The sequence below is a fragment of the Frateuria terrea genome (assembly GCF_900115705.1).
In the GTDB taxonomy this organism is placed as follows: domain Bacteria; phylum Pseudomonadota; class Gammaproteobacteria; order Xanthomonadales; family Rhodanobacteraceae; genus Frateuria_A; species Frateuria_A terrea.
The window spans coordinates 293,431-314,662 of record NZ_FOXL01000004.1 but is presented as its reverse complement, the minus strand read 5'-3'; the positions used below and the strand labels follow the sequence as shown (position 1 = coordinate 314,662).

Here is a 21,232-nt window from a genome sequence, read left to right as displayed (position 1 = left end):
GTTGCTACCCATATGTTGCAGGCGCAGTGGGGCGCCCCTGGGCCCCGCAAGCTCAGCCGTGGGCTTGCAGCCCGAACAGGCGGCAGGCGTTCGCCGTGGTGGCGGCTGCAATGGCTTCGGGCGACTCGCCGCGCAGCGCTGCAATCGCCTGCAGCGTCCCCAGCATGCGCACGGGCTCGTTGCGCTCGCCCTGGTGACCTGCGCTGGGTTGGTCCGGCGCGTCGGTTTCCAGCAGCAGGAACTGGATCGGCATCCTGGCAACCAGGTGCCGCAGCCGCTTTGCGCGCGGGTAGGTGACTGGACCGCCGATGCCAAGCAGGAACCCCATCTCGAAGAGCCGCTCCGCCTGCTGCTCGCTACCGGCAAAGCTGTGCACGACACCATGCAGGCCCGGAAACCGGCGCAACGCAAGCAGGACTTCTTCCACCGCCCGACGGGCATGCACGATCACGGGCAACTCAAGCTCCCGAGCAAGGTCAAGTTGTGCCTCGAAGTAGTATTGCTGCTGGGCGCGATCGAGTTCTTCCATATAAAAGTCCAACCCGATCTCGCCGAGCGCGACGGCGCGGCCATCGCCCAATCGCTCGCGCAACAGTTCGAGATGACCGGGGCGATGGCGTGCCAGGAACAGCGGGTGCAACCCGTAGGCGGGAGCGAGGCCGGCGTGGCGATCGCACAGCCTGGCGATGCGCGGCCAGCTCGCCGCATCGATGCCGGGCACGACCATCAGCCGCACGCCCGCTTCGGCAGCGCTTGCCAGCACTTGCTCCCGATCGCGGTCGAAGCTCGCATCGTCGATATGCACGTGGCTGTCGACCAGCCACGGAGCCGCGTGGGGGGCGGGCGGATGTGAGTTGTCCGTCACGCGTTTGTCACCTGGGGTGCGCATAGGGGGCGGATGTCTAGGTCGGATTCAGTATGGCGAAGGTTCAATGGTTCCGCAGGTGAATGGCGGTCGCATGGCGCGCCCGACACGCCGCATGAAACGAAGGAGAGGCAAGTCATGAACAGGTTGATGGTCAATGCGCTTCACATGGGGATCGCGGCAGCGCTCGCGATGGGCATTTCGGCTTGCAACCGCGACGCCAGTGCCGATGCAGGCCTGGCCAATGGATCGTCCAGCGCCGAAGCTGGCAGTACCGGCGCAGGCGCCAAGTATGCGCGCGTGGTGAGCGTCGACCCGGTCCGCAAGACGGTCAACAACCCGCGCCAGGTCTGCCACGACGAGGTCGTTACGCACACCGAGGCGCCGAAGGACCAGCATCAGATTGCCGGTACGGCGATCGGCGCGGTCGCCGGCGGCCTGCTCGGTCACCAGGTCGGCGGCGGCAAGGGCAAGACCCTCGCCACCGTGGCGGGCGCGGTGGCCGGTGGCTATGCCGGCAAGAAGATCCAGGAACGGCGCCAGCATCCCACCGAGACCAGCACGACCGAGCGCAAGTGCGAGACGGTCAACGACAGTAGCACCAAGGTGGTCGGCTACGACGTGCGCTACGAGTACAACGGCGTCACCCGCACGGTTCGCATGGACCATGACCCGGGTGACCGCGTACAGGTGCAGGAAGGCGTCGTCGCCGTTTCCGACGCGCATTGATGGGTTGACGCCGCCTGCGCGGTCCATGGACGGACCGCGAGCGATCATCCGGCTCACCCATATCGAGGAGTCGCGCCATGACCGTCTACCGATCCCGCCACTTCGCGCTCGCTGCCGCACTGGCCGGTAGCCTCCTCCTAGGAGGATGCGCCACGGGCCCGTACGACAACGGCGGCAACAACAACCGCGTCTATCAGAGTTCCGGCTACGGCAGCTCGCGTTGCGAGAACTGTGGCGTGGTGCAAGACGTGCAGCAGGTCAGCATCGAGGGCGGCGGCCATGGCACGTTGGGCGCCGTGATCGGAGCCGTCGCCGGTGGCGTGCTGGGCAACCAGGTCGGGGGAGGCAAAGGACGCCAGGCGGCCACCGTGGCCGGAGCCGTTGCCGGTGGCGTGGTCGGCCACGAGGTGGGCAAGCGTTCCGGCGGCGGGCAACAGTTGGCCTGGCGCGTTACGCTCCGGCTCGACAATGGCCAGTACGCGACCGTGACACAAAAGGAAGACCCCGGATTGCGGGTCGGGGATTACGCCCAGATCCGCGGGGACCACGTCTACGCGATGTAGCGTGGACGTAAAGACGTCCAAAAAAAAGGCTCTCTCGCGAGGGCCTTTTTTGTTGCAGGAAAGTCCGCGTCAGTTGACCGCGTAAAAACGGTGCTCGCCGATGGTCGTGCTGGTGTGGTTGAGCGACCAGGTCGGTGCGATGGCCACGGTAGCGAAGTGATCGGCATGCGGCACCAGCAGTTGCCGCTGTGCAAGCGGCAGGGCCCAGTTGTCCATCGAGTAGCCGGCGACCTTCCACGCCTTGGTGAAGGCCTTGAAGTTGGCGATGTCGTAAGAGCCGGGTGTTGCAGTGATGGCAAACTGGTGCGGGGCGGCCACTACCTTGCAGACGGTGTTGCCCCAGCGGCCGCGTTCGCGTCGCCGCAGTGCGACCTCGGCCACGGCGAGCTGGCCGATGGTCGACTCGCTGCGCGCCTCCAGGTACACAGTCGTCGCCAGGCACGCCTGGTCGGCGATCGGCTGGGGCAGTACGGACGTCAGCCACAACAGCATGGAAAGTTTCATTGTCTGCCTCCAACGTGCTGTACGCGCGGGATGAAACCTCCATCTCGTGCGCCGTTGCGGTGGACGGGCGGGCAGGCCGTTACCACCTGGATTGACCGTTACGACCGAAACCAAGAGTCGTGAACGCTTTGCCACGGGACTGTGGCGTTTGCCGGCTGGTCCGAGACCGGCGTGATCATTTGCGCGCGCACTGCTAATCGCGACCGGTCGAGGTCTGCACGATTGCGGCTGCTGCTCTGATTGTTCCGCGTAGGCGGTCGTTCCATCCGGCCTGGGGCTGCCGGGTCGCGCCGATCCGGACCCCTCCGGTTCGTCGCGTGCAGATGCCCGTGGGCAATGGGCATCATCTAAAGTCGGCGGGAGCGTAGTGGTCGTGACGCTCGCTGGCAAGTGCCGGACCGGCCGGATTTAGATTCGACTCACGTTGATGCATGGCGCATCGCTGCAAGGTGAATGCATGCGTTCGCGCACTCAAGGCCCGTGCCTGTGCAACCGTGCCGTGCAGCTGGGGCATGCCTGTCATCCAGCGGTTCTCGTGCGCTGCAGGCGTGAGCTCTGAATGAATGTTTCGTCGTTGAACGAACAGTCCAGCGAGCTTGTCCAGCGTGGCTTCACACGCGCCGCAGCGGCCGCATCCGACACGGTGGATCGCTGCGTGATCTGCTTTGGCATCTTTCGCGCAGGACAGATCGGCGATCCGCTGAAGACGTTGGAAAGGATCCATCTTCATCAGCGATATCGGCCGGGGCAAAGTGATGCGCGCCAATGCAGGCGCTCGCCGACGCCGGCACGGAACGCTTCGGACGCGTCGATATGTGGACCAACGATGCGAGCGTGGGAAGGGTGCGCTCTTCCGCCCCGGCGGGGTGGTGGGTGTACGGGACTGGGCCGCACCAGCGCAGGCATGGCCTGGTGTTCCCTCGGAGAGCGATCACGCCTTTGCGTCGTGGAAGATGATGCCCAACATGTGGCGCGAACCACTGCGCAGGCGGCTCACACCATGGCGCATGTTCACGCGGTAGCAACCGCGCGTGCCCGGCACGGGGCGCTGGTGCACGGCGAAGATCACCGCATCCCCCTGCGCCAGCGGCACCACCTCGGCGCGCGACTGCATGCGCGGTCGCTGCTCGGTCAGCACGAATTCGCCGCCGGCGAAATCGGTGCCGGGTGCGGACAGCAGGATGGCCAATTGCAGCGGGAAAATGTGCTCGCCATACAGATCCTGATGCAGGCAGTTGTAGTCTCCGGTCTGGTAGCGCAGCAAAAGTGGCGTGGGCCGCGATTGGCCTGCTGCATGGCAGCGCGCGAGGAATCCAGCATGCGTCGGCGGGTAGCGCACGTCGATGCCCATCGCCTCGTTCCATCGGTCCGCCAATGGGACCAGGTGCGGATACGCGCCCGTACGCAATGCTTCGACCGGCGCGGGCAGCGGATAGTTGAAGTACTGATACTCACCGCGCCCGAAGCCATGCTGCGCCATCACCACGCGGCTGCGGAAATGCCCGCGCTGCGGATAGAGTGCGGCCAGCGCGCGGCATCCGTGCGGCGAGATCAGGGCGGGCAGTACGGCATGGCCATGGGCATCGAGTGCGCTGTGGACATTTGGCCAGTCGACTGCCCGCAACCTGGCTATGAAGTGATCGGGGTCCTCAGTCATCGCACCAGGCTAGAGCCCGATGCGCGAGCGCGCTCTCCGTTTCTTGCGCTTCAATGTTCCTCGGCTTCGTCGCTGCGGACCTGGGCATGGCTGATCAGGGCGAAGATGCAGCTTCCACCGACGACGTTGCCGGCCAGTGTCGGCAACGCGAAGTGGAACACGAAGCCGCCGAAGGAAAGCTCGCCAGCGAATACCAGGTAGAAGGTCTCCACGGACCCCACGATGATATGGGTGAAGCCGCCCAACGCGATCAGGTAGGTGGTGATCACGATCACGGCGATCTTGGCGTGTTCCGCGGCCGGCACCAGCCACACCATGGTAGCGATCAGCCAGCCGGCGACGATGCCCTTGGTGAACATCTGCAGCGGCGTGTTGCCCATCACCTCGGTGCCGATGCCGCGCAGCGCGGACCGTGTGCCATCGTCGAACAATTCCATGTGCAGGATGCCGTACGAGAACAGCGCCGTACCGACAAGGTTGCCCAGGAACACCACCGACCACAGCCGCAGCAGCGAACCGAGCTTGCGCAGGCTCGGATGGGTCATCAGCGGGAGCACCGCGGTCATGGTGTTCTCGGTAAACAACTGCTGACGCGCCAGGATCACCACCAGGAAGCCGAACGGATAGCCGAGGCTCTCGATCAGGAAGGCGCCAGGCACGCCTTCCAGGTAGCGGTGCAGCAATCCGCGCGCCAGCATCGAAAAGCCCATCGACAGGCCGGCCGCCAGCGCCGACAAGCTCAGCGCGGACAAGCCGCGGCCGAGTTCCTCCTCACCTTCGAGGCGGATCGTTTCGTGCAGCACGGCCACGCGCGGCGGTCGTTTCTGCTCGACCTCGCCTTGTTCCTTCCGCGAGAGCGAGAAGCCGTCGCGCGCGTCGGCTTCGTTCGGGTCTTGTGCGTCGGCGCTCCCCGGGCGCCCGGTTGGCTGCGGCATGGCAGGGCTCCTCTGCGGCGAGCCCTGCAAGCTACGAGGCGCGGCGTGTGCGTGGCGTGGCCTTTAGGCCGGCACGTCGACCAGCACCAGTTCGGCATCTTCCAGCGCGGCAACGTGCAGTGAAGGCTCGTCGCTAATGGCTGCGCCGTCGCGTGCGTCCAGCCGCATGCCATTGAGCTCGATGGCGCCCCTGGCAGAAACCAGGTAGGCATACCGGCCTGCAGCCAGCGGATAGTCCGCGTGCTCGCCCGCGCGCAGCGTGGCCCCGAGCACGCGGGCGTTGGCTCGCAGGGGCAGGGCGTCGGCATCGCCGGCAAAGCCGCTTGCCAGGGGCACGAAGCGGCCGGCGCGCTCGCCGCTCGGGAAGGGCCGCGCGCCCCAGGTTGGCGCACCGCCACGGCGGTCGGGAACGATCCAGATCTGGAAGATGCGGGTGGTGTCCGGTTCCAGGTTGTATTCGGCATGGGTGATGCCGGTCCCCGCGCTCATCACCTGCACGTCGCCCGCGACGGTGCGGCCTTCGTTGCCCAAGTTGTCGCGGTGGCTGATCGCGCCCTCGCGCACGTAGGTGATGATCTCCATGTCCGCATGCGGGTGCGGCGGAAACCCGCTGCGCGGGGCGATGGTGTCGTCGTTCCACACCCGCAGCGCACCCCAGCCCATACGGACCGGATCGTGATAGCCGGCGAACGAGAAATGGTGTTTGGCGTCCAGCCAACCGTGGTTGGCACCGCCCAGGGTGTCAAAAGGCCTGCGTTCGATCATCTGTGTTTCTCCTGCCGGCGGATGCCGGCCCCGACTTCCAAGGTAAGGCTGCGCTGGCGGTACTCAAATGCGCGTCGGTTGAACGGATCGTTCGCCAGCGGGCACCCATCCATTGACCGCGGCGCGGAGGCATGGGTTAGGCTAGCGCCGGGGATTTCCAGGGGAGTGCGCGTCATGCGCTGGCGAGTCATGGTCGCTTGGCTGCTGGCCGGCAGCGCGGGCCCGTTGTGGGCGGGGCAACTGGTGGTGCGGATCAGTGACGCAGGCGGCCATGCCGTGGGCGACGCGGTGGTGATGGTCACCCCTGCAACTCCGGCATCCACGCCCCCCGTCGCGCCCGTCACGCGCTACGTGGACCAGCGCGACGAGACGTTCATTCCCTACGTGCAGGTGGTGCGCCCGGGCGACCGCGTGGTGTTCCGCAACAGCGACGGCACCCGCCACCACGTCTACTCCTTTTCCGAGGCCAAGGCCTTCGAGTTCCTGCTGCGCCCGGGGGAGAGCTCGCCGCCGCTGGCCCTGGACAAACCCGGCCTGGTCGCGGTCGGCTGCAACATCCACGACCACATGATCGCCTATCTGCTGGTTTCGCCCGAACAGGCGCAGGTGACGCCGTCGCAGGGGCAGGTGGCGTTCGAGCACTTGCCGCCAGGCGTCTACACGGTGACGGTGTGGCATCCCCAGCTGCGGCCAGGCCTGGCGCAGCCCCGCGAGATCCGCACGCTGGGTGCCGGGGAGGAGGTTCAGCAGGTCGACTTCACCCTTTCGCTGATTCCCGACCCGCGCGGCTTTGCCGATCGCGAGCATCTGGACTACTGAGCCCATGCGCGCTGCCGTCGGTTTCCGGCTTCGTCTCGCGCTGTTCTTCGTCGCCACGCTGGTGACCGTGCAACTGGTCACCGCGGCGCTGGTCTACGGCGTGACGCGGCGGGCGCTGGTCACCGAGGGCGAGCGCCAGCTGGCGGTCAACGCACAGGCCTTCGTGGCGCAGATGGACGACCTCTCGGCTCGCGTGGCCGGTAACGTCGAGGTCATGGCGCTTGATTACGCACTGCGCTCGGCGATCGCCGAGCGCGACCACGGCACCGTGTTCTCCGTGCTGCGCAACCACGGGCGTCGCGTGGGCGCCTCGCGCATGCAACTGGTGGGCCTGGACGGGGTGGTGGAGGTCGATACGGCGGACGTCCGTGCCAGCGGCCAGCGCTTTGCCTTCCCGGACCTGGCCGAGCATGCATTCGACCGACGCACGGCCGCGGTCGTGTCGCTGCAGGCGAAGGCCTACTGGGTAGTGGTGGTGCCGATCTACGCGCCGCAACCGGTCGGCCTGGTGGTGGTCTACGTGCCACTGGACGATGCGCTGCTGGCCCACCTGCGCGAGCTCTCCGCGTTGCCGGGCGATATCGAGCTGGCGGTGCGGCCCGGCGTTTCGGGCTGGGTCGCCGCCGCGCAGGGCCTGAAGCATGCGGGCCTGGTCGCCAGCCTTGCCGGTCAGGCATTGCCCATGCGTCCGGCCGTGCGCAGCATCAAAGGCCGCGAATACCTGGTGCTGGCACAGCCGCTCAGCCAGGCGCGCAGCAGTGCACCCGTGGTGGCGGTGCTGGGCTATTCGTTGGGCGATGCCCTGCGCCCGTTCCGGGCGGTGGTGATCGCCTGGGCCATCCTGCTCGGGCTCGGGCTGGCCGTCGGCCTGATCGGAGCCTGGCTGACCGCGCGCAGCGTGTCGCGACCGGTCGAATCGCTGGCCGGCGCGGCACGGCGCATCGAGGCCGGCGACTACCGCGCGTTGCCCCGCCTGGATCGCCGTGACGAGCTGGGCCAACTCGCCGCCGCCTTTGCTGCGATGGCCGACGCGGTGCGCCAGCGCGAGGAGCACATCCGCCAGCAGGCCCTGCATGACCAGGTGACCGACCTGCCCAACCGCGTCGCCGCCGAGGCCGCGATCGACCGCGCGCGAGACGCCGGAACCACCCACGGCGCGTTGCTTATGGTCGGCCTCACGCGCGCGCCCGACATCATCAAGACGATGGGCCACAGCCTGTACGATCGGTTGATGCGCGAAGTGGGCGCGCGGGTGGGCCGGGTAGCCGCCTCGGCCCAGCTGGCACGCGCCACCGATACCCAGTTCGTGGCCTGGCTGCCAGGCGCCGACCGCACCGAGGCGGTCGCCTCGGCGCTGCGCATCCTCGACGCGCTCAATGCGCCCTACGTGGAGGCGGACGTCAGCATCGACACCTTGCCGGCGCTCGGCATCGCGATGTACCCGGAAGATGGCACGATGGCCTCGGTGCTGCTGCGCCATGGCGAGGTGGCGCAGTTTGCCGCGACCGGCTCGACCCGCCCGCTGGCGTTCTACGACGCGGCGACCGATCCGCACCGCACCGAACGCCTGTCGCTGATGGGCGAGTTGCGCGAGGCGCTCGATCACGACCGGCTCGTACTGCACTACCAGCCCAAGCTGGCGCTGGCCAGCCGCCGCGTCGATGGCGTCGAGGCCCTGGTGCGCTGGCACCATCCGCGGCGCGGGATGGTGCCGCCGCAGGATTTCATCGGCATGGCAGAGGACACCGGCAACATCCAGCGGCTTACCCGCTGGGCGCTCGCCGCCGGCATTGCGCAGGCCAGCCGCTGGCACGCGCGTGGGCTTGAGTTGAAGGTGGCGGTGAACCTCTCTGCGCGGGACCTTGGGGAAGCCGAGCTGCCGCTGCGCATCGGCCGCCTGCTGTCCATCCACGGCCTGCCGCCGGGCCAGCTCACCGTCGAGATCACCGAGCGCGCCGTGATAGGCGAGCCGGAAACCGCCATGCGCGTGCTCAAGGGGCTGGCCGACCTGGGCGTGGGCATCGCGGTCGACGACTTCGGCGTGGGCCAGTCTGCCTTCGCCTACCTGCGCCACCTCCCGGTGAGCGAGCTGAAGATCGACCAGACCTTCGTGCGCCACCTGGCCCGTGACGCCAACGACCAGACCATCGTGCGTTCCATCGTCGAACTCGGCCACCGGCTGGGTTTCCAGGTCACGGCCGAGGGCGTGGAAGACCGGGGTGCGCTGGAACAACTGGCGGCGATCGGCTGCGACCATGCGCAGGGATTTTTCATCGCGCGGCCGTTGCCGGCGGCAGAGCTGGCCGGCTTCTCGTTCGAGCGGGCCGGGATCGCATGAACCCACGCCTGCGCATGGGCGCCCTGGCGCTGGCCTGCATGTCGGCATGGACAGCGACGGGCCGGGCCCAGGATTTCAGCCTGCACGGCTATCTGGACGGCCGCCTGGTGGTAGCCCCGGCCGAGCGCAGCTGGGTCGAGGGCGGCCTCGGCAAGACGCGCTACGGTGGCGGCGGTACGGCATTGCGCTTCGGTGGTGCAGCGCTGGTGGGCACCGCGCAACTGACACCCTCGCTACTCGCCCTTGCGGGCGCGCAGCTGCAGGATGGCGATCGCGCAGGCGTCGACCTGCTCGAGGCCTACCTGCGCTGGCGTCCGGCATCGACCACGCCCTGGCGCGGATCGGTCCAGGTCGGTGCGTTCTTCCCGCCGGTGTCGCTGGAGAACGACTCGATCGGCTGGACCAGCCCCTGGACGATCACGCCTTCGGCGATCAACAGCTGGATCGGCGAAGAGCTGCGCGCCACCGGCGCCGAGGCGCGCATCGAGCGCCGCGGCGAGGTCGCCCGTTGGGAGCTGCGTGGCGCGCTGTTCCAGCGCAACGAGCCAGCCGGCAACCTGCTGGCGATCCGCGGCTGGTCGCTCAGCGACCTGACCTATGGATTGGGCAGCCGCCTGCGCGAGCCGGACGCCTACGTGCGTGACGACGGGGACATGCCGCCGATGCGCTACGACCCGTTTCGCGACATCGGCCATGCGTGGGGGAACTACGTCCAGCTCGACTGGCGTGCGCGCGGCTGGGGCCGGCTCAGCCTGATGCACTACGACAACCACGCCGACCCCCAGCAGTGGGTTCCCTATGAAGGCGGGCACCGCCTGTACGCCTGGCGCACCCGCTTCTGGAGCCTGGGCGCGACAGCGGAAACCGGCCCGGTTACCTGGATCGCCCAGGCGATGGATGGCGATACCGTCATCGAACCGGTACCCGACCTCGTGTTCACTACCCGTTACCGTGCCGCCTACCTGCTGGCCGGCTGGAATCGTGGCGCCTGGCGGCCGGCGCTGCGGTGGGACCACTTCAGTACCCGCGAGCTGCCCGTGGCGCCGGGCGTGCACGAAGGCGAGCACGGCAACGCCGTGACCGCCGCCCTCAATTGGCGCCCGCACCCGTGGTTGCGGTTCACCCTGGAAGCGCTGCACATCGACAGCACCCGCACCGTCCGCGCCGACTACGGCCTGCCCACCCACACCCGCGGTACGCAGGTCCAACTGAGCGCCCGGTTGTTCTACTGACGGCAGTTTTCCTCCGCGTTTCACCCAGGCGCCACGTTTTCTTCCCTGCGCCTTGATCAAGCCCCTGCGCCAATCGCATGAACCTGCGGCAACGACGCAAAAGACGGTCGTAACGGACCTGCCGGACGGAAAAGTTGCTGCAAGACCGACACGCCTCATGCGTGGCGTTGCCAGGAAAGGGCACAGGGAGGCGACATGAGTTGCACGATGAGCAATTGGATCTTGCCGGAAGGGCTGCGCACGCCGGACTTCATCATCGGCGGGGCGATGAAGTCGGGTACGACCACGCTCCACTACATCCTCGGGCAGCATCCGCAGGTGTTCATACCCGACCGGGAAGTCAACTTCTACGACATCGACAACCTGTTCCAGCACCCGGACTTCAACTACTTCGATGGCGCCAACTGGGTCAGCCAGCGGCTGGAGGACGACCCGGAGCGGTTCTGGCAGTGGTACGCCTCGCACTTCGAAGGGGCAGGCAAGGACCAACTGGTGGGCGAGGACTCGACCACCTACCTGTCCTCCGAAATCGCCGCCAGGCGCATCGCGGTGCAGAACAAGCAGCTGAAGCTGATCATCCTGCTGCGTCATCCCACTGAGCGCGCCTACTCGCAGTACTGGCACCTGGTGCGTACCGGCCGCGCCATCTACAGCTTCGAGGACACGCTGCGCTACGACCCGTTCTCCGTGCTGCAGCGCAGCCTGTACCTGGACCAGCTGAACAAGTTTTTCCGGCACGTCGCGCCGGAGCGGGTCAAGGTAGTGATCTTCGAGGAGTTCATGGCCGACAAGCAGGGGGCGCTGCGCGAGATCTGCGGACACATCGGCATCGACTACCGGCAACTGCCGCCGGCTGCGGTCGAGGCACACAAGAACGGATCGCTGGTTCCGCGCCATCCCGGCTTCGAGGTGGCGAAGAACCGCTTCTTCCGCGCCGGCGGCAGCATGTCCTACCAGGCGCGCCTGCCGATGAACCCGGCGCTCGCGGGTGGACACATCAATTTCCCGCGTCTGGTCAACATCGCCCATCGCAGGATCAATCCGCTGGTCAAGGCCAAGCCGCCGGCGATGAAGCCGTCCACCCACCGCCTGCTCGATGACTACTTCGAGCGCGAGCTGGACGGGCTGGATGAGCTGCTCGGCCGCCCCGTGTTGCCGATCTGGTTCGGGCATCGCGGCTGAACGGCCTCTCGCGCCCGATCGCGGGCCAAGGGCGCCGCCGCGTAGCCGGTCGCGGCGGCGCTTTGCTATCCTTCGCCGTTCCCGCCAGCGCCCGTCAGGGCGCCACCACCACGGCCAGACGTTTTCATGATCGAGACCAATCCGATCCTTGCGCAGATCGCGGACCTCACCGGCCGCGTCGAGTCGCTTAGGGGGTATCTTTGACTACGCCACCAAGCGTGAGCGCCTCGAAGAAGTAATCCGCGAGCTGGAAAGCCCGACCGTCTGGGACGATCCGCCGCGCGCGCAGGAACTGGGCCGCGAGCGCGCCCGCCTGGACACCGTCGTCACCGGTATCGACGAGCTCACCGCGGGCCTGTCCGACGCGAAGGAGTTGCTGGACATGGCCGCCGCCGACGGCGACGAGGACACCGTCGGCTCGGTCGCCGCCGACGTCGAGAAGCTCGAGGCGCGCGTAGGCAAGCTCGAGTTCCAGCGCATGTTCTCAGGCAAGATGGATTCGGCCAATGCCTTCGTCGACATCCAGGCCGGCGCCGGCGGCACCGAGGCGCAGGACTGGGCCGAGATGCTGCTGCGCATGTACCTGCGCTGGGCCGAGTCGCGCGGCTGGAAGGTCGAACTGATGGAAGTCTCCGGCGGCGAAGTGGCGGGCATCAAGTCCGCGACCTTCCGCGTCGAGGGCGACTATGCCTACGGCTGGCTGAAGACCGAGATCGGCGTGCATCGGCTGGTGCGCAAGAGCCCGTTCGACTCGGACAACCGCCGCCATACCAGCTTCACGTCGGTGTTCGTTTCGCCCGAGGTCGACGACGACATCGACATCGAGATCAATCCGGCCGACCTGAAGACCGACGTCTACCGCTCCTCCGGCGCCGGCGGCCAGCACGTCAACAAGACCGAGTCGGCGGTGCGCATCACCCACGTGCCCAGTGGCGTGGTGGTGGCCTGCCAGACCGAGCGCAGCCAGCATGCCAACCGCGACCGCGCCATGAAGATGCTGGCGGCCAAGCTGTACGAACTGGAAGTGCAGAAGCGCAATGCGGAGAAGGACGCGCTGGAGGCAACCAAGTCCGATATCGGCTGGGGCAGCCAGATCCGCAACTACGTGCTCGACCAGAGCCGCATCAAGGACCTGCGCACGGGCGTCGAACGCTCCGACACGCAAAAGGTGCTCGACGGCGACCTGGACGAGTTCATCGAGGCCAGCCTGAAATCGGGCCTGGACGCCGGCGCCAAACGGATCGACGCGTGAGTCCGCACCCCGGTCCCTCCGCACGGAGGGGCCGGGACGGCCGTCGTCAGCGCCCGGATCGAGGCGTGGAAAGGTCCGGCCGGTACAGGAAGATCGTGTACGCGCTCTTCTGGATCCCGCTGTCGAACCTGTTCATGGTTTCTTTCGCGCTCTCCTTGGTTCCCAGCGAGCGGGCGAGCACGCTCATCAGGCTGGGATTGGGCTCGGCCATGTCCGCGTAGCTCTTCATCGGTTCGACGATGTCCAGCGAGCCGCGGCCACCGATCGATGTGTCGATTTCATACGGGTAGGGCCACTTGGCCGCTTCGACCGCCGTATGGACCTTGGCGATCGCGTCCTCCACGCCATCGCGGCCTTCCGGTTTGAGCTGGAACTCGTAGACGCCGAAATACTTGTAATCCTTGCTCTGGATCCAGTGGCTGTGGTCCATGTCCGTCTTGGAAAAGTAGTGTTCGACGCGCTTCACGTAGCGGCCGGCGTCGCGGTCGAACTCGGCCGCGCCATGTTCGCGCTCCCACGTCTCGTTGGCATCGATTTGCGGCCAGGTGTGTTCTTCCGACCGGATGACGTAGAAGCCGAGGTCCTCGCCGACCACCGGCTGGTAGATCGACCAGACGAAGCCTTCGCCGTTCTGCTTGCGCCACGCGGCGTGCGCCTTGAGCGCGGTCTCGAAGGGCTGGGCCTGGCCGTCTTTCGGCCAGATGATCCAGACCGACGCCACGTTGCCGGTAGAGGCGGTGGGGGCCGGGCTTGCGGCGTAGGCGCCGGCGGTCAGCATCGAACCGAACGCCAGCACGGCTGCCAGCGCCCATTTGGGATGGGTGGGAAACATGGGGTGCTCCTTGCTCGTCGTTCCCCTGCAGGCGCGCCGATAGCACGGCCGGCGTGAAGGCGGGGCATGCCTGAAGGCGTACCGGCGAGGGCGGACGCCGTCGCCCCTTTTGTGGGGCCGTGGGCGTCGCATACACTGCAGGGCCGGCATCGCAGGCTTGACCCGCGCGGCCAAGCGGTGGCATCCGGCGCAGGGAAAGCCGTGGCAAACGCAGGGCCGAGTCTCTCGTCCCGTCCGACCCAGGGCGTTCCCTTCCTGGGCGCCCGGTGTGCCCGGGCAAGCCAGTCTCACGCTGTTCGCATCCAGAAAATCATCAATCACGCCCGGTCGAAACGACACCGGTTGCTGCACACGGAAACCCAAGCATGACCGACAACCCTGCGCCCGTTACCGCCAACGACCCCATGGCGCCTGACGAGAACAAGCTCATCGCCGAACGCCGCGAGAAGCTCAAGGAACTGCGCGGGCGGGGCATTGCCTTCCCGAATGATTTCAAGGTCGACGCGTTCGCGGGCGACCTGCGCATGGAGTTCACCGACCATGACGCCGAGGCCGTGGATGCCGCCGCGCGCCGCGTGAACGTAGCCGGTCGCATCGTGCTCAAGCGCGTGCAGGGCAAGGTCAGTTTCGTGCAGATGCAGGACTTCACCGGCCGCATCCAGCTGTTCATCCACCAGGGCACGGTGGGCGAGGGCACCTACGAGGCGTTCAAAGGCTGGGACGTGGGCGACATCGTCGGCGCCCAGGGCCTGCTGATGCGCACCAAGACCGGCGAGCTGTCGGTCAAGGTGGACGGTTTGCGCCTGCTCACCAAGAGCCTGCGCCCGTTGCCGGACAAGTTCCATGGGCTGGCCGACGTCGAGCAGCGCTATCGCCAGCGCTACGTCGACCTGATCGTGACCGAGGAGGCACGTCGCACGTTCGCGCTGCGCTCGAAGATCATCGGTTTCATGCGCAAGTGGCTGGAAGCGGACCCGCGCCGCTTCATGGAGGTGGAGACACCGATGATGCACGTCATCCCCGGCGGCGCCACCGCCAAGCCCTTCATCACCCACCACAACGCGCTGGACATGAGCCTGTACCTGCGCGTGGCGCCGGAGCTGTATCTCAAGCGCCTGGTCGTGGGCGGCTTCGACCGCGTCTACGAGATCAACCGCAACTTCCGCAACGAAGGCGTGTCGACCCGGCACAATCCCGAGTTCACGATGCTGGAGCTCTACCAGGCCTACGCCACCTATCAGGAGATCATGGATCTTACGGAGGCGGTGATCCGCGAGACCGCTCAGAACGTGCTGGGCGGCACGGAACTGACCTGGGAAGGCGCGCAGATCGACGTCGGTCCCGCGTTCCGCCGCTGGCGGATGGAAGACGCCGTGCTGGAGCACAACCCGGACATCCGTCGCGAGGAACTGCGTGACCGCGACGCCATGGCGGCGCATGCCAAGCGCCTGGGCATCCACGTCAAGCCTGGCTACGGCTGGGGCAAGCTGCTGCTGGAAATCTTCGAGAAGACCGTCGAGCACACGCTGATCCAGCCGACCTTCATCACCGACCATCCGGTCGAGGTCTCCCCGCTGGCGCGCGAAAGCGATACCGACCCGGGCATCACCGATCGCTTCGAGCTCTTCATCAATGGCAAGGAAATCGCCAACGGATTTTCCGAACTCAACGACCCGGAAGACCAGGCGGCCCGTTTCAAGGCCCAGGTGGAGGCCAAGGACGCCGGCGACGACGAGGCCATGCACTTCGATGCCGATTACATCCGAGCGCTGGAAGTCGGCTTGCCGCCGACCGGTGGCCTCGGCATCGGCATCGACCGCCTGGTCATGCTGATGACCGGTTCAGCCTCGATCCGCGACGTGCTGCTGTTCCCGTACATGCGCCCGGAAGCCTGATCGGCCTCGAGCCTTTTGTTGCAGGAGCCCGCTTGCGGGCGGTGCCTTTTCACCACGCGTGCAGGGAGCATCGCCCGCAAGCGGGCTCCTGCAAAATCACTGCGGCGCGCGGTTGCCCACGCGCCGCCGCAGCAAGCGCCGGCAAGCCACCTTGGCGCGCCAGGCCTACGCCTTTGCGTGCGAGGGCAGGGGATCGTTCCACGACTTGACCGCCGCCCACGCCACGCCCGTAAGCGGCACCGCCAGCAAAGTACCGACGATCCCGCCCAGGATCGTGCCGGCGGTAAGTGCCAGCAGCACCGCCAGCGAATGCAGGTGCAGCGAGCGGCCGAGCACCACGGGCGAGAGCAGGTTTCCTTCCAGCTGGTTGACCACGACCACCACGGCAGACACCCAGACGGCCGAGCTCATTCCCACGGTGACCAACGCTACCAGCGCCGCTATGACACCGGTGACGGTCGCGCCCACGATGGGCACGAAGGCGGCCAGGAACACCAGAATCGACAACGGCACGGCCAGCGGCACGTCGAGAAACCACAAGGCGCCACCGATGAACACAGTGTCGACCAGCGCCACCAGCGCGGTTCCGCGCAGGTAGCCGCCCAGCACGCCGATCGCGCAGTCGCCGGCATGTGCCACGCGCGCATGCCAGTCCGGCCGCAGGGGCCGTAGCAGGAAGCCCCAGATGGACGGACCGTCCTTAAGGAAGAAGAACAGGATGAACAGCACCAGCACGAAGCCGGTCGCCAGTTCCATCGTGGTGAATACCCCGGCCATCGCGTGCTGGCCGAACTCGCTGCTCGTCATGAAGTCGACCACGTCCTGCCGCGCGCGATCGATCTGCTGTTCGCTGATCGAGAGCGGCCCGCGGTGCAGATAATGCAGTGCCTGCCCGAGCCCGTCGATGGCCGACGACTGCAGGCTGGGCCACTGTGCCGCCACCCGCGCTACGGCCAGCGCGATAACCCCGCCGATGCCCACGCCGCCGAGCATGAGCGTGAGCAGCGCCGCCAGCGCATGCGGCAATCGCAGCCGCCGCAGGATGGCGACCAGCGGGAACAGGGCCGCGCTCACGATCAGCGCCAGCAACAAGGGAATGACCAGGAGCCTGAGCCGGATGGCCGCCTGCACCACGGCCGTTGCCACCAGCAGCACGAGGACCACCTGTGCGGAGCGGACGGCCAGGCACCCGAACGGATCGGTCCACATTGCGCGCAGCGATCGATGGCCTGCGGGCGAGGGGGATGACGAATCGTTGGGGCGGTCTGCCATGCATGGGTCTCTTGTCGGGGGCCGGCCGGTCCGCGGGTGCGGTGACGTCGCCCCCACAAGCCGGCGTTGTGCCGGCAGCCGAAGCGACGACCGTACAGGGGAAGCACGCACCACGACGTGTAGGGCCGCCGGGACCTGCGCGGCTGTGGGCAGTGGCCGGGTCGGCTAGACTTGGCGGTTTTCCGGTTGGAGCACTACGCCATGTGGTTTGCCATCGTCGGCACCGACGTCCCCGATTCGCTGGAAAAGCGCAAGAGCGCGCGCCCGGAGCATCTGGCGCGCCTGGAAAAGCTGCAGGCCGAGGGCCGCCTGCTGCTGGCCGGCCCGTTCCCGGCGATCGAATCGGAAGACCCGGGTCCGGCCGGTTTTACCGGTAGCCTGATCATTGCCGAGTTCCAGACGCTGGAGCATGCGCAGCGCTGGGCCGAGGCCGATCCTTACGTGGCGGCCGGCGTCTATGCCGGAGTCGAGGTCAAGCCGTTCCGCCAGACCCTGCCGTGAGCGAGGCGATGGTCGAGCAGATCCGCCGGCGCCTGGCCGGCGCGCTGGCGCCGGTCGAGCTGGAAGTGCTCGACGAGGGGCACAGGCATGCCGGCCACGCCAACGCCGGCAAAGGCCACTTTCACGTGCGCATCGTCAGCCCGGCTTTTGCCGGCGTGCTGCCGATCAGGCGCCACCGGATGGTGTATGCCGCCCTGGAGGACCTGATGGACCACGGCATCCACGCGCTTTCGATCGACGCCAAGTCGCCATAGCCTTTTATTTCATATAGTTGAACCCACATCTTGAAGTTCATTGTCACGCCGGATCCGCATTGCGACCACGCCCGGCGTTTGGCACAGTGACCTGTCGCCCGATCCACCCGCGGGCCTACCGATTTGTTGAGCCCGCATGCGCCTGACCACGATCAAACTCGCCGGATTCAAATCCTTCGTCGACCCCACCACGCTGCACCTGCCGACCAACATGACCGGCGTGGTCGGACCGAACGGCTGCGGCAAGTCCAACATCATCGACGCCATCCGCTGGGTAATGGGCGAAAGTGCCGCCAGCCGTCTGCGTGGCGACTCGCTGACCGACGTGATCTTCTCTGGCTCCAACTCGCGCAAGCCGGTAGGGCAGGCGACCGTCGAACTGATCTTCGACAACGCCGACGGCACCGTGCAGGGCGAGTACGCGCAGTACGCGGAGATCTCGGTCAAGCGCCAGGTCACCCGCGACGGGCAGTCCTCCTATTTCCTCAATGGCGCGCGCTGCCGCCGGCGCGACATCACCGACCTGTTCCTGGGCACCGGCCTGGGTCCGCGCAGCTACTCGATCATCGAGCAGGGCATGATCAGCCAGATCATCGAGGCCCATCCGGAAGAGCTGCGCACGCATCTGGAAGAGGCCGCCGGCATCTCCAAGTACAAGGAGCGCCGCAAGGAAACCGAGAGCCGCATCAAGGCCACCCGCGAGAACCTCGACCGCGTCAAGGACGTCCGCGACGAGGTCGACAAGCAGCTCGAACACTTGAATCGCCAGGCCCGCGCCGCCGAGCGCTGGAAGGCGCTCAAGGAAGAGCAGACGCGCAAGGAAGCCGAGCTGCGCGCGCTCGAATACCGCGCGTTGAAGGGACAGCACGAAGGCGAGGGCCAGGGCCTGTCCGCCGCCGAGATCGAGATCGAGAAGCAGCTGGCCGGCCAGCGCCAGATCGAGGCGCAGCTGGAGTCGGTGCGCGAGCGCCACACCGGCGCCACCGAGCACCTCAACGAAGTGCAGGCCGAGGTCTACAAGGTCGGCGCCGAGATCGCCCGCGTCGAGCAGCAGGTGCGCTTCAACCGTGAGACTGCCGACCGCCTGCAGCGCGCTCAGGGCGAAGCCGAACGCGAGCATGGTGAACTCTCCGCGCACATCGCCAACGACCGCGAGCAGATCGAAACGCTGCGCCTGGCGTTGTCCGAAGGCGAGCCGAAGCTCGAGGCCCTGCAGCAGATGCAGGACGACACTGCCGAAGCGGCGCGCAGCACCGAGTCCAGGCTGGCCGACTGGCAGCAGCGCTGGGACGTCTATACGCGTACCGCCGGCGAATCGAGCCGCGCCGCGGAAGTCGAGCGCACCAAGCTCAATTATCTCGACCGCCAGGCGATCGACCTGTCCAAGCGCCGCGAAGCGCTGGAGGCCGAACAGAAGGCCACCGACGTGGCGGCGCTCGATGCCGCCGCCGAACAGCTGCACGTCGAGCACGACACCCAGCGCGAGCGTGTCGAATCGCTCGGCAGCCTGCTCGACCAGCACAAGCTGACCCACGAGAAGGTGCTCGACGAGGAGCGCCAGGTGCAGTCCGCACTGAACGAAGCGCGCCAGCAGCTGCAAAGTGCACGCGGTCGCCTGTCCTCTCTCGAAGCCTTGCAACATGCCGCGCTGGGCCAGGAGGAAAGCGCCGCCAGCGGCTGGCTTTCCAGCCTCGGCCTGGACAAGGCGCGCCGCCTGGGCGAGGCGCTGCAGGTCGATGCCGGCTGGGAATCGGCCGTGGAAACCGTGCTGGCCGGCCTGCTCGACGGCGTGCTGGTCGACAACCCCCTGGGCCTTGCCGGCGACTTTGGCACGCTGGGCGAGGCCGACCTCGCACTGCTCGCCTCGCTCGAGGGCGGGCAGGGCGCCGACGGCACGCTGGCCGCCAGGGTGCGGGGCCCGGCCGCGGCCATGCATTTGCTCTCCCACGTGCACACCGCCGAAACGCTGGAAGAGGCGCGCAACCGTGTGGGCTCGCTGGCCGAGGGCCAGTCGATCATCACCCGCAGCGGCGAGTGGCTGGCCCCGCAGTGGGTGCGCATCCGCCGCGCGCAGGGCAACCAGGTCGGCGTGCTGGCGCGTGAGCGCGACATCCGCCAGCTCACCGGGCAGATCGAAACGCTCGAGGCCCAGCTGGAAGAATCCGCCGCGCGCCTGGACGAACTGCGCACCGCGAAGTTCGAAGCCGAGCGCGCCCGCGACGACGCCCAGCGTGAGCTCTACAACGCGCACCGCCGCCAATCCGAACTGGCCGGCCAGCTGCAGAGCCATCGCGGCAAGGTGGAAACCGCCCGCGCCCGCGCCGAGAAGGTCGCCGGCGAGCTGTCGACGTTGATCGAGCAACTGGACGAACTGCAGGTGCAGACCCGCGAGGCGCGCGCGCGCCTGGACGAGTCGGTCAACCACATGGGCGACCTGGAAGACCAGCGCCGCGAGCTGGAAAACGAACGCCGCGCCTTGCTCGAAGCCCGCGAGGAAGCTCGCATGAACGCCCGCGAGGCCGCCGACCAGGCCCACGCGCTGGCGCTGTCGATGGAATCGAAGCGTTCCTCGCTGGCCTCGTTGGAACAGGCGCTGGCACGTCTGGACACGCAACTGCGCCAGGTCGAGGCCCGCCGTACCGAGATCGCCGGGCAGCTGGCGGCCGGCTCCGATCCGATCGCCGAGCTGGAAGCCGAGCGCCAGACCTACCTCGACCAGCGCCTGCTGGTCGACCGCCAGCTGGTCGAGGCGCGCCGCGCGCTGGAGGATTGCGACATCGAGTTCCGCAAGCTGGAACAGCAGCGGCATCTGGCCGAGCAGGGCCTGGCCGCGCTGCGCGAAAGCCTCTCGGAAAAGCGCCTCGCCGCGCAGGCGTTGCAGATGCGCGCCGACCAGCTGGCCGAAGCCATCGCTGCTTCTGGCCTGGAACTCGAACCGCTGCTCGCCGAACTGCCCGAGCAGGCCGACGCCAACCAGTGGCGCACGCAGCTGGGTGACCTTGCGCAGAAGATCGTGCGCCTGGAACCGGTCAACCTGGCCGCGATCCAGGAGCACGCCGAGCAGAGCGAGCGCAAGACTTATCTTGATAATCAGCTTGCGGATTTGGCCAGCGCGATGGAAACGCTCGAGGGCGCGATCAAGAAGATCGACCGCGAGACCCGCCAGCGCTTCAAGGAAACCTTCGACAAGGTCAACGCCGGCGTGCAGGAGCTGTTCCCGCGCCTGTTCGGCGGCGGCCACGCCTACCTGGAGCTGACCGGCGACGACCTGCTCAACACCGGCGTGTCGATCATGGCGCGCCCGCCGGGCAAGCGGCCGTCCAACATCTCGCTGCTCTCCGGCGGCGAGAAGGCGCTCACCGCGGTGGCGCTGGTGTTTTCGATCTTCGGCCTCAACCCCGCGCCGTTCTGCCTGCTCGACGAGGTCGACGCGCCGCTGGACGAAGCCAACGTGGGTCGCTTCTCCAACATGGTCAGGGAAATGAGCGAGAAGGTGCAGTTCATCTTCGTCAGCCACAACAAGGCCACGATGGAAGCGGCCAGCCAGCTCTGCGGCGTGACCATGCGCGAGCCCGGCGTTTCGCGCCTGGTGCAGGTGGACCTGGCCGAAGCGGCTAAACTGGCCGGAGCTGCGTGA

General features: G+C 67.3%; 19 protein-coding genes. 11 read left to right on the top strand and 8 right to left on the bottom strand.

The features are described 5' to 3' along the window. Positions 1–52 precede the first annotated feature (52 nt). Positions 53–805: a TatD family hydrolase gene (locus BMZ38_RS07945; protein WP_246807282.1), complete on the bottom strand. Its 753-nt coding sequence runs from the start codon at positions 803–805 to the stop codon at positions 53–55. Between the two features lie 198 nt (positions 806–1,003). On the opposite strand from BMZ38_RS07945, the gene BMZ38_RS07940 reads away from it, so the two are divergent. Both BMZ38_RS07940 and BMZ38_RS07935 read left to right on the top strand, forming a co-directional pair. After that, positions 1,004–1,594, top strand: coding sequence for a glycine zipper 2TM domain-containing protein (locus BMZ38_RS07940; RefSeq protein ID WP_091336137.1), 591 nt, complete (start codon positions 1,004–1,006; stop codon positions 1,592–1,594). A 77-nt stretch (positions 1,595–1,671) separates the two neighbouring features. Continuing rightward, positions 1,672–2,157 carry an outer membrane lipoprotein gene (locus BMZ38_RS07935; protein WP_091336135.1) on the top strand — a complete coding sequence of 162 codons (486 nt, stop codon included), beginning with the start codon at positions 1,672–1,674 and terminating at the stop codon, positions 2,155–2,157. Between the two features lie 69 nt (positions 2,158–2,226). Here the strand turns inward: BMZ38_RS07935 and BMZ38_RS07930 are convergent, their stop codons facing one another. From BMZ38_RS07930 to BMZ38_RS07915, 5 genes are all read right to left on the bottom strand, one after another. Continuing rightward, the gene (locus BMZ38_RS07930; protein ID WP_091336133.1) at positions 2,227–2,661 is read right to left on the bottom strand and encodes a cell wall hydrolase; all 435 of its coding nucleotides are present in this window, start codon (positions 2,659–2,661) and stop codon (positions 2,227–2,229) included. A gap of 343 nt (positions 2,662–3,004) precedes the next feature. Next, positions 3,005–3,391 (bottom strand): hypothetical protein, encoded by a 387-nt coding sequence (locus BMZ38_RS17550; protein WP_139202404.1) that lies wholly within the window; start codon positions 3,389–3,391, stop codon positions 3,005–3,007. A gap of 201 nt (positions 3,392–3,592) precedes the next feature. Continuing rightward, entirely contained in the window at positions 3,593–4,318 is a 726-nt protein-coding gene (locus BMZ38_RS07925) for a 2OG-Fe(II) oxygenase (protein WP_091336132.1), read from the bottom strand. Between the two features lie 50 nt (positions 4,319–4,368). Continuing rightward, a complete protein-coding gene (locus tag BMZ38_RS07920; protein ID WP_091336130.1) occupies positions 4,369–5,253 on the bottom strand; it encodes a formate/nitrite transporter family protein in 885 nt (294 codons plus the stop codon). 63 nt (positions 5,254–5,316) lie between these two features. Continuing rightward, entirely contained in the window at positions 5,317–6,018 is a 702-nt protein-coding gene (locus BMZ38_RS07915) for a pirin family protein (RefSeq protein WP_091336128.1), read from the bottom strand. A gap of 174 nt (positions 6,019–6,192) precedes the next feature. On the opposite strand from BMZ38_RS07915, the gene BMZ38_RS07910 reads away from it, so the two are divergent. The 5 genes from BMZ38_RS07910 to prfB all read left to right on the top strand — a co-directional run bounded on the left by BMZ38_RS07910 (position 6,193) and on the right by prfB (position 12,841). Continuing rightward, a complete protein-coding gene (locus BMZ38_RS07910; protein ID WP_091336126.1) occupies positions 6,193–6,837 on the top strand; it encodes a cupredoxin domain-containing protein in 645 nt (214 codons plus the stop codon). Positions 6,838–6,841: 4 nt separating this feature from the next. Further along, complete coding sequence (locus BMZ38_RS07905) at positions 6,842–9,175, top strand: putative bifunctional diguanylate cyclase/phosphodiesterase (protein WP_091336124.1); 2,334 nt, start codon at positions 6,842–6,844, stop codon at positions 9,173–9,175. Next, the gene (locus BMZ38_RS07900; RefSeq protein ID WP_091336123.1) at positions 9,172–10,407 is read left to right on the top strand and encodes a porin family protein; all 1,236 of its coding nucleotides are present in this window, start codon (positions 9,172–9,174) and stop codon (positions 10,405–10,407) included. Before BMZ38_RS07905 ends, BMZ38_RS07900 begins: the two co-directional genes overlap by 4 nt. Before the next feature lie 207 nt (positions 10,408–10,614). Then, entirely contained in the window at positions 10,615–11,589 is a 975-nt protein-coding gene (locus tag BMZ38_RS07895) for a sulfotransferase family protein (protein ID WP_175483708.1), read from the top strand. Positions 11,590–11,715: 126 nt separating this feature from the next. Next, positions 11,716–12,841 (top strand): peptide chain release factor 2 gene (prfB, locus tag BMZ38_RS07890; protein WP_139202405.1). Its coding sequence is split into 2 segments (ribosomal slippage): positions 11,716–11,790 and positions 11,792–12,841, totalling 1,125 coding nucleotides; the frame shifts between segments, so codons are not numbered across the junction. Positions 12,842–12,887: 46 nt separating this feature from the next. Here the strand turns inward: prfB and BMZ38_RS07885 are convergent. Continuing rightward, the gene (locus tag BMZ38_RS07885) at positions 12,888–13,673 is read right to left on the bottom strand and encodes a hypothetical protein (protein WP_091336119.1); all 786 of its coding nucleotides are present in this window, start codon (positions 13,671–13,673) and stop codon (positions 12,888–12,890) included. A gap of 365 nt (positions 13,674–14,038) precedes the next feature. Here BMZ38_RS07885 and lysS point away from each other — a divergent pair, with 365 nt between their 5' ends. Beyond that, positions 14,039–15,568, top strand: coding sequence for a lysine--tRNA ligase (gene lysS, locus BMZ38_RS07880; protein WP_091336117.1), 1,530 nt, complete (start codon positions 14,039–14,041; stop codon positions 15,566–15,568). Positions 15,569–15,733: 165 nt separating this feature from the next. Here lysS and BMZ38_RS07875 read toward each other — a convergent pair whose 3' ends face one another. Next, positions 15,734–16,840, bottom strand: a complete 1,107-nt coding sequence (locus BMZ38_RS07875) for an AI-2E family transporter (RefSeq protein WP_091336115.1) — start codon at positions 16,838–16,840, stop codon at positions 15,734–15,736. A 201-nt stretch (positions 16,841–17,041) separates the two neighbouring features. On the opposite strand from BMZ38_RS07875, the gene BMZ38_RS07870 reads away from it, so the two are divergent. The 3 genes from BMZ38_RS07870 (at position 17,042) to smc (ending at position 21,232) form a co-directional block, all read left to right on the top strand. Continuing rightward, positions 17,042–17,341, top strand: coding sequence for a YciI family protein (locus BMZ38_RS07870; protein ID WP_091336113.1), 300 nt, complete (start codon positions 17,042–17,044; stop codon positions 17,339–17,341). 8 nt (positions 17,342–17,349) lie between these two features. Then, positions 17,350–17,595: a BolA family protein gene (locus BMZ38_RS07865; protein WP_175483732.1), complete on the top strand. Its 246-nt coding sequence runs from the start codon at positions 17,350–17,352 to the stop codon at positions 17,593–17,595. Between the two features lie 136 nt (positions 17,596–17,731). Then, complete coding sequence (smc, locus tag BMZ38_RS07860) at positions 17,732–21,232, top strand: chromosome segregation protein SMC (protein ID WP_091336109.1); 3,501 nt, start codon at positions 17,732–17,734, stop codon at positions 21,230–21,232.

Excerpts from the sequence above, each read along its gene's own strand:
- BMZ38_RS07940 (WP_091336137.1), top strand. The coding sequence starts at position 1,004 with ATGAACAGGTTGATGGTCAATGCGCTTCACATGGGGATCGCGGCAGCG.
- BMZ38_RS07935 (WP_091336135.1), top strand. The coding sequence starts at position 1,672 with ATGACCGTCTACCGATCCCGCCACTTCGCGCTCGCTGCCGCACTGGCC.
- BMZ38_RS07930 (WP_091336133.1), bottom strand. The coding sequence starts at position 2,661 with ATGAAACTTTCCATGCTGTTGTGGCTGACGTCCGTACTGCCCCAGCCG.
- BMZ38_RS17550 (WP_139202404.1), bottom strand. The coding sequence starts at position 3,391 with ATGAAGATGGATCCTTTCCAACGTCTTCAGCGGATCGCCGATCTGTCC.
- BMZ38_RS07925 (WP_091336132.1), bottom strand. The coding sequence starts at position 4,318 with ATGACTGAGGACCCCGATCACTTCATAGCCAGGTTGCGGGCAGTCGAC.
- BMZ38_RS07920 (WP_091336130.1), bottom strand. The coding sequence starts at position 5,253 with ATGCCGCAGCCAACCGGGCGCCCGGGGAGCGCCGACGCACAAGACCCG.
- BMZ38_RS07915 (WP_091336128.1), bottom strand. The coding sequence starts at position 6,018 with ATGATCGAACGCAGGCCTTTTGACACCCTGGGCGGTGCCAACCACGGT.
- BMZ38_RS07910 (WP_091336126.1), top strand. The coding sequence starts at position 6,193 with ATGCGCTGGCGAGTCATGGTCGCTTGGCTGCTGGCCGGCAGCGCGGGC.
- BMZ38_RS07905 (WP_091336124.1), top strand. The coding sequence starts at position 6,842 with ATGCGCGCTGCCGTCGGTTTCCGGCTTCGTCTCGCGCTGTTCTTCGTC.
- BMZ38_RS07900 (WP_091336123.1), top strand. The coding sequence starts at position 9,172 with ATGAACCCACGCCTGCGCATGGGCGCCCTGGCGCTGGCCTGCATGTCG.
- BMZ38_RS07895 (WP_175483708.1), top strand. The coding sequence starts at position 10,615 with ATGAGCAATTGGATCTTGCCGGAAGGGCTGCGCACGCCGGACTTCATC.
- BMZ38_RS07885 (WP_091336119.1), bottom strand. The coding sequence starts at position 13,673 with ATGTTTCCCACCCATCCCAAATGGGCGCTGGCAGCCGTGCTGGCGTTC.
- lysS (WP_091336117.1), top strand. The coding sequence starts at position 14,039 with ATGACCGACAACCCTGCGCCCGTTACCGCCAACGACCCCATGGCGCCT.
- BMZ38_RS07875 (WP_091336115.1), bottom strand. The coding sequence starts at position 16,840 with ATGGCAGACCGCCCCAACGATTCGTCATCCCCCTCGCCCGCAGGCCAT.
- BMZ38_RS07870 (WP_091336113.1), top strand. The coding sequence starts at position 17,042 with ATGTGGTTTGCCATCGTCGGCACCGACGTCCCCGATTCGCTGGAAAAG.
- BMZ38_RS07865 (WP_175483732.1), top strand. The coding sequence starts at position 17,350 with ATGGTCGAGCAGATCCGCCGGCGCCTGGCCGGCGCGCTGGCGCCGGTC.
- smc (WP_091336109.1), top strand. The coding sequence starts at position 17,732 with ATGCGCCTGACCACGATCAAACTCGCCGGATTCAAATCCTTCGTCGAC.